The following is a 7,344-nucleotide window of genomic DNA, read 5'->3' as shown; positions in this document are numbered from 1 at the left end:
GGGTTTAGGGTGCGAAGGTGCGGTCGCCGGCGAAGAATCCGAGGGCGTAGTCGGGGGTTTCGAACTTGACGGTGGTGCCCTTGGGGAAGAAGAGTACGTCGCGTTCGGTGGCGTGGGTGACTTCGCCGGTGGTCTGGTCGGTGAGGATGAATTCGCCTTTGATGACGACCTTCATCTCGTCGTAGGTGTAGGTGTAGACGAGGGGTGCGGAGGCCTTGAGTTCGAAGAATCCGGCGCTCATGACCGAGCCTTCGGGGTTGGAGAGGGAGTCGCCGATGGCGGCGTCGCAGCCGGGTTCGTTCATCGGCGGAAGGTCGAGGTAGCCGCCTTCGACTTTGTAGATGGCGCCGGCCTTGGTGAGGGTGCCCAATACGGTTTCCATGGTGTCTCCTGTGACTAGTGTTTGCGAAGATGGGCCGGATTAGGCCATCTTTTTGGGACTATGACACTGCGCTCGAAATCGAGCGAGAACCCGGCCAGGGGCTCCGGGACGAAGGGTTGGTGACTGAACATTCCCTACTTTCTGGAATGCCGGTAGAACTCTGCTCCGAGCTCCACCGGTGAAATGCACGTCACCAATCTTCGTTGGAGATACTTTCACATGAACAACTGTTCAAGTCAATAGTTCAACTCAAAGTTGTTGAATCACCGCCCGGCCTCACAGGCCGGCTTTGACCAACAGGGCATCAACCATCAGTAAGAACAGTCCGCGGTGATCGGCGGCGTCAGGATCGGTCATATATTGCATCGCAGCGCCGTCGAAAATCATGAGAAAACACCGCACCAGGTCGGGAATGCTCATGACGCACCGATCATCGCTGCTGTCGGCGACGGCGGTCAGCATCGTTCCCAGCTCCACCTCGTAGGCGGGATAGATTTTCGCGGCCAACGGGCTGGAGTCGGCGTTTCGGGTGGCCCACATGATGAGCTCGATCTCGGCGAGCAGGCTGGCCGGCTCTTCCTCGAGCGAGCGCCAGTAGCCCTCAGCGACCTGTTCCACGGCCCGGCGAAGCCCGAGGTGTACCGGGACGTCGCTGGCAAAGCGGTTTAGGTTGCGCAACCAGGCCTCGGCGGCCGCGTCCATGAGCTCGTCCTTGTTGCTGAAGCAATAGTGTGCGGTGGCCAGCGGGGCGTTGGCCTCCTTGGCAATGGCCCTCATCGTCACCGACTGAACGCCTTCACGTCTCATCAGTTCTACCGTGGCTGCAATGAGCTGACTTTTCCGTTCGACTGCAGGTACCCGCATGGCCCACGCTCCGGTTTCTCCCGCCTCCGGTTGAAGAGACGATTCCGAAAGACTATTCGTTTGAGTACCACAAATGTCCCTTTTCGCCAACTTGGACCATTGACTTGAACTTTTGTTCATGTCAGTGTCGTGAAAGCAAAGTGGCCCACGACGCGATGATGCCCTCGGATTGAGATTTTTCCCGCATGCCTCCAGCAGCTTTTCCACTGAAGAAAGGGTAACCGACAATGGCGCCAACTACCCCTGTGCCCCCCACGCAGTCGATGCTGGACGTGCTTGATTTCTGGCCGGCAAAGCCCATGAAGCCGATGAAGGACGAATGGCCCCGCCTGCGCTGCCGGTTCATCAACGCCGACCCAATCGGTGCCTGGGACGACGTCATCCTCTCGGAATGGGAGCTGGACGCCTGTGGCTGGGAAGACTTTCACCCGCACACCGAGACGAACTTTCTGTTGGAAGGTGAACTCCACATTGAGACCGACGGCACAACCGTCGTGCTCAAACCGGGTGACTCGGCCCGCGTGAATCCCGGCCGAACCGGTCGCTACTGGGCGCCGGTTTACGCGCGCATGTTCACCATTTACGGTCCCAACCCTCTGGGTTTGGAGTCGCACTCGTTCAGGTACTTCGAACTCTAACCGAGCACGTCGAACCCTGAACTCTTCGCTAGTCCACCGCTAGGCCGACCCTACTGGCCCGAGCGTTGCACTTTCACGGCCATTTTAGATAGTCCAGAAATACCGTACGTCGCTAAAAAATCAGAGACCTATTGATATTTAAGGGAGATTGTCATGAGTGAACACCGTTCGGATGAAGTCGACCATCTGAAACGATCGATCGACTGGAAGCAGGGGATGGCCATCGCGCTGGGGGTGCCCTTGTTGATTCTGCCCTCCCTGGGCTACCTTCCGATGTGGACATCGGCAGCAGCAATCCTTATCTGGGGGCTGTCGGTCATCCAGGGCTTTATGCAGAACGCCGCGTACGCCGAGATGGCCACCACCTTTCCCAAGGCCTCTGGTCTTCCCGGATTCGCGCAGCACATCTTTCGCACCGAGAACTTCACCGGCAAGTACGACAAGGGAAAGCTGATCGGCGGCTTCAGCGCCTGGAGCTACTGGTTCGCCTGGAACCCGGTGCTGGCCATCTTCGCCATCCTGATTGGCGGCTACCTGCACGGGCTGTTTCCGATCCTGGCTGAGACCTTCACCGAATACCAACTGTCGTTGCTCTCGGGCCTGGTGATCTTCACCCTGTTGTCCGTGGTGAACTGGTTCGGCCTCAAGGACGGCGCCATCCTCGGTTATATCTTGGGCGCCCTCTCCCTGATCCCGCTGATCATCCTGACCGTGGCACCGTTCGCCACCGGACACGTGGATCTGGCCAACATCACCGGCAACTGGCTGCCGGCCGACTGGTCCTGGGACATGAACCACGTTCTGATCCTCCTCGGCATCTTCGCCATCGCACAGTGGAGCGCCTGTGGCTGGGAGACAGCCGCCATCTACGGCCCCGAATACAAGAACCCCTCCAAGGATGTGCCCAAGGCGTTGCTGGCCGTCGGCCTCATCTGCTTTCTCTCGTATGTGCTGGTGCAGACCGCCGTCATCGGTGTGCTCGGTGTTGACGGTGCCGTCGCCGAGCCGCTGTCGCCACTGATCCCCGTTGCCCAGGCCATCTTCGGTGAATCCGGTTCCGTGCTTACCATCATCATGTTGATCATCGCGATGGTCCTGATCATTCAAACCGCCTTCCTCGGGTCGTCCCGCGCCATGCACTCCATGGCAACGGAAGGCAACCTGCCCAAGTTCTTCGGCAAAACCAATCGCCACGGCACCCCGTTCATTGCGTTGCTCGTCACCGCCGCGTTCAACATGGTGCTGATCTCCGTCGGATCAATGGCGGCGATTCTCGCGGCCGCTGCGATCGGCTACACCTTTGCCAACGGAATCAGCCTGTTCGCCTACGTGAAGGCCAAAAAGCACCCCTCCTTCGCCAACCTGGAACGCCCCTTCAAGGCGCCCAAGGGCTGGCAACATGTCGCCATGCTCTTCGGCCTGTTCAACCTGCCCCTGTGCCTGGTGGGTGTGATCTACCTGAACAGCCTGGAAATCGGTTGGGGCTCAACCTGGGTCGGCTTCATCGTGTTGTCGCTCTACATCCCCATCTGGTTCTACTCCCAGCACGAATCGAGTAAACACCAGAAGGCAGCAGCACGAGCAGCAGCCAACGCTCGCGTGGTGGATCTCGATGCATCGCCAGATTCGGAGTTGGTTCCGGACCCGATTCGGTGATCGAGTAGACCGCACAAAGGGAGTGTCTCGGAAAAACCTTTCCGAGACACTCCCTTATTCGTTCCGCCTCGCAGCTGCGGCAGGCAGCATCCGTTACGGGTGGCGGTCAGCGAAGTCCGTGGCGGTGGGCCAGCGCGATGGCCTCGGTGCGGGAGCCCACATCGAGCTTTCTGAACAGGTTGCGCACGTGGAACTTGACCGTGTTCTCGCTGATGCCGAGCGTTGAGGCGATGAGACGGTTGCGTTCTCCGGCGGCCAGGTGCTGAAGCACCTCGAGCTCCCGGGCGGCCAGGTTCCAACCGGCGACATCCTCGGCGGGGCGCGCCGGAAGGTCCAGCGGCAGCGACACGAAAATGTCAGCACCCCAGCCCGGCATGACATCCATGCGCAGCTGACCGTTGAGTGCCTGCACCCGACGGTCGAGCCGGGCGATGCTCGGCGCGTCGGCGTCGAGCGAGCCGCGGCCGTCGTCACGCACGTTTATCAGCAGGTTTTCACCGTCGCAGTCCCACTGGGTGCGTACCCGGCTGACGTGGGGCTGCTCCATCATGGCCAGCACGAGTCCGCGCACGACAGCGCGGGCGGCGTGGGCGACTTCGCCGGGCAGGGCGCGTCCGTTCAGCGGCGGTTCGATGAATTCAACCTCGATACCGCTGAAACGGGTGAGCGGGCGCAAATCGTCCCTGAGGCGTTCGAACGCCCGGGCGACGGGCTCTTTCACCGAGTCCGTCGTGCGGTCGCTGAGGGTGCGCAGTTCGACCAGGGCTTTGGCGGCGAGGCCGGTCACGGTGGAGCGGGCCGCTGCGTTGTCCAAAGCGGATGCCCGCAGCGCGGCCAGCAGAATTTCCAGCGTCGTCGAGTGCAGATCGGTCAGTTCGGCCGTCACCCGCACGCGTTCAGCCGATGCGGCGCGCGATTCCAGCAGGTATGAGGGCGGCGCATCCGTCACCCGTTCCTGGATGCGCCGGGCAGTGAGCCGCCAGAGATACTCCACCACGGTCAACCCGGCGTCGGGTTCGGGGCTGGTCGGCTTGGGGTCGGTGATCACGAGGATCGCATTGCTGGGGGAGTACTTCACCGCGAGCACGGGGCGGTTGCGCCCGGCGAGGTCGGCTTCGCCGAACCAGGGCGTCTCGTCTGATACGACAGCGCGAAGCGCCTCGAGCTCGGTGATCGAGACGCGTGAGATAATTTCCTCCGCGCCCGCTTTCTTCTGCGGTCGGCCCGTGCAGTCCTCGGTGAAGATGATCAGCGCACTGCTCCCTATATAAGGGATTGTCGCGTCGCGGAGCCGCTCGGCGATCTGCCCCAGGGATGCATCCGCTACTGCCGCGATGGCCTGCAACAGCGGCCACGGCAGGTCCGGAAGACCAGTGAGGGAATCCTTCAGGGGGTGATCAGCGACGATGCTCATGCGGTTATCCTACCGCCGGCGAACCACACGCCCGACCAGTCCAAAAGGGTAGTCAGAACCGTCAAAAAACAGTGTTACCCCTACCCGTTCGTTTGATGAAGATGGACATCAACCACAGACCATCCATGCGGCCGCTACCGGCCGACCGAATCAAGGGGACCAACCGTGAATCCGACAGCAAATGTGACGCTTACCAGCGCTACAGGTCCAGAGGCAACGACGCACTCAGCGATACTCAACTGGACAGCCCACGATCAGCGCGCCGTCGACACGATCCGTGTTCTCGCCGCTGACGCCGTCGAGAAGGTCGGCAACGGCCACCCCGGTACGGCCATGAGCCTGGCGCCGGCCGCGTACCTGCTCTTCCAGAAGCTCATGCGCCACGACCCGAAGAACCCGGACTGGTTGGGACGTGACCGCTTCATCCTGTCACCCGGCCACTCCTCGCTGACCCTCTACATCCAGTTGTTCCTCTCCGGCTACGGCCTGGAGCTCAAAGACCTGCAGGAGCTCCGCACCTGGGGTTCGCTGACTCCGGGCCACCCGGAGTACAAGCACACCGCCGGTGTGGAGATCACCACGGGCCCGCTCGGCCAGGGACTCGCATCGTCGGTGGGCTTCGCCTACTCCCAGCGCCGCATGCGCGGCCTGTTCGACGCCGATGCCGCCGCGGGCACGTCCCCGTTCGACCACACCATCTGGGTCATCGCGTCCGATGGCGACCTGCAGGAAGGCGTGACCTCCGAGGCATCCTCCCTCGCCGGGCACCAGGAGCTGGGCAATCTTGTGGTCATCTACGACGAGAACCACATCTCCATCGAGGACGACACCGACATCTCCTTCACCGAAGACGTGCTGAAGCGGTACGAAGCCTACGGTTGGCACGTGCAGCGGGTGGACTGGACCGAGACCGGCGAGTACATAGAAGACGTGCAGGAGCTCTACACTGCGCTGCTGGCTGCCAAGGCCGAGACCTCCAAGCCCTCCATCATTTCGCTGCGCACCATCATCGGCTTTCCGTCGCCGAAGAAGCAGAACTCCGGCAAGATCCACGGTTCCGCCCTCGGCGCCGACGAGGTCGCCGGGCTCAAGGAGGTTCTGGGCTTTGATCCGGCCAAGTCCTTCGAAGTGGATGCCGACGTTCTGGCCCACGCCCGCGCCGTCGTCGGCCGCGGCGCCGCCGCGCACAGCGACTGGCAGACCTCGTTCGAAGCGTGGCAGACGGGTAACCCCGAGGGCGCCGCCCTGCTGGAGCGCATCGAAGCCAAGAAGCTTCCGACCGGCGTCGATGCCGCCCTTCCGGTGTTCGAAGCCGGTAAAGACCTCTCCACCCGCGCCGCGTCGGGCAAGGTGCTGAGTGCACTCGGCCCGGTGATGCCCGAGCTGTGGGGCGGTTCAGCCGACCTCGCCGAATCCAATAACACCACCATCGAAGGAAACGCGTCGTTCATCCCGGCGTCGCGCTCCACCGAATCGTGGAAGGGCAACCCCTACGGACGGGTGCTGCACTTCGGCATTCGCGAGCACGCCGCCGCGTCGATCGTGAACGGCATCTCGCTGCACGGTCCTACTCGCGCATTCTCCGGAACGTTCCTGATCTTCAGTGACTACCAGCGCCCGGCCATCCGCCTCTCGGCCCTCATGGGTGTTCCGTCCATCTATGTCTGGTCGCACGACTCCATCGGCCTGGGCGAAGACGGACCCACCCACCAGCCGGTAGAACAGATCTCGACCCTTCGTGCCATCCCGGGCCTCGACGTTGTTCGTCCCGGCGACGCCAACGAGGTTCCCGTGGCGTGGAAAACGATGCTACAGAACCACGACAATCCGGCCGGCATCGTGCTGACCCGGCAGAACATCCCGACCTACGCCCGCGGCGCCGGCGTTGCTGAGGGCGACACCTTCGGTTCCGCCGCCGGCGTCGCCCGGGGTGGCTACGTCCTGGCCGAGGCATCCAAGAACGGCGCGACCGTGCCGGCGCAGGTGCTGCTGATCGCAACCGGTTCCGAGGTGCAGCTGGCCGTTGAGGCCCGCGAAGCGCTCCAGGCCGAAGGCATCGCCGCCCGCGTCATCTCGATGCCGTGTGTGGAATGGTTCAACAAGCAGGATGCCGCCTACCGCGAATCCGTACTCCCCGCCGCTATCAAGGCCCGCGTTTCGGTCGAGGCCGGGTTGGCCCTGGGCTGGAAGGAATTCGTCGGCGACGCCGGTCGTTCCATCAGCCTCGAGCACTACGGCGCGTCGGCAGACTACAAGCGCCTGTTCCAAGAGTTCGGAATCACCACGGCAGCAATCGCAGCCGCCGCGAAGGACTCCCTCGCTGCAGCCGGTAACTAACCACACCGCAGCACCATGACCGGCGTCGCAGAACCGCCCCAGGTGCGTTCCGC

6 protein-coding genes are annotated in these 7,344 nt (G+C 62.5%); 3 read left to right on the top strand and 3 right to left on the bottom strand.

From position 1 onward, the window contains the following. Positions 1–4: 4 nt before the first annotated feature. Both BMW72_RS16635 and BMW72_RS16630 read right to left on the bottom strand, forming a co-directional pair. Complete coding sequence (locus BMW72_RS16635) at positions 5–382, bottom strand: cupin domain-containing protein (RefSeq protein ID WP_092112553.1); 378 nt, start codon at positions 380–382, stop codon at positions 5–7. A 276-nt stretch (positions 383–658) separates the two neighbouring features. Then, on the bottom strand, positions 659–1,246 hold the full coding sequence (locus BMW72_RS16630) for a TetR/AcrR family transcriptional regulator (protein ID WP_092112551.1): 588 nt from the start codon (positions 1,244–1,246) through the stop codon (positions 659–661). Positions 1,247–1,491: 245 nt separating this feature from the next. On the opposite strand from BMW72_RS16630, the gene BMW72_RS16625 reads away from it, so the two are divergent. Both BMW72_RS16625 and BMW72_RS16620 read left to right on the top strand, forming a co-directional pair. Continuing rightward, positions 1,492–1,884 (top strand): cupin domain-containing protein, encoded by a 393-nt coding sequence (locus BMW72_RS16625; protein WP_241983859.1) that lies wholly within the window; start codon positions 1,492–1,494, stop codon positions 1,882–1,884. A 153-nt stretch (positions 1,885–2,037) separates the two neighbouring features. After that, positions 2,038–3,540 (top strand): APC family permease, encoded by a 1,503-nt coding sequence (locus BMW72_RS16620; protein WP_092112549.1) that lies wholly within the window; start codon positions 2,038–2,040, stop codon positions 3,538–3,540. Positions 3,541–3,646: 106 nt separating this feature from the next. On the opposite strand, the gene BMW72_RS16615 is transcribed toward BMW72_RS16620, so the two are convergent. Next, complete coding sequence (locus BMW72_RS16615; RefSeq protein WP_092112547.1) at positions 3,647–4,954, bottom strand: helix-turn-helix transcriptional regulator; 1,308 nt, start codon at positions 4,952–4,954, stop codon at positions 3,647–3,649. Between the two features lie 183 nt (positions 4,955–5,137). Here BMW72_RS16615 and tkt point away from each other — a divergent pair, with 183 nt between their 5' ends. Beyond that, positions 5,138–7,291, top strand: coding sequence for a transketolase (gene tkt / locus BMW72_RS16610; RefSeq protein ID WP_422386307.1), 2,154 nt, complete (start codon positions 5,138–5,140; stop codon positions 7,289–7,291). Positions 7,292–7,344: the final 53 nt, after the last annotated feature.

The sequence above is a fragment of the Cryobacterium luteum genome (assembly GCF_900110125.1).
GTDB lineage: Bacteria > Actinomycetota > Actinomycetes > Actinomycetales > Microbacteriaceae > Cryobacterium > Cryobacterium luteum.
The sequence above is the reverse complement of the archived record's forward strand: the minus strand, read 5'-3'. Positions and strand labels throughout refer to the sequence as shown.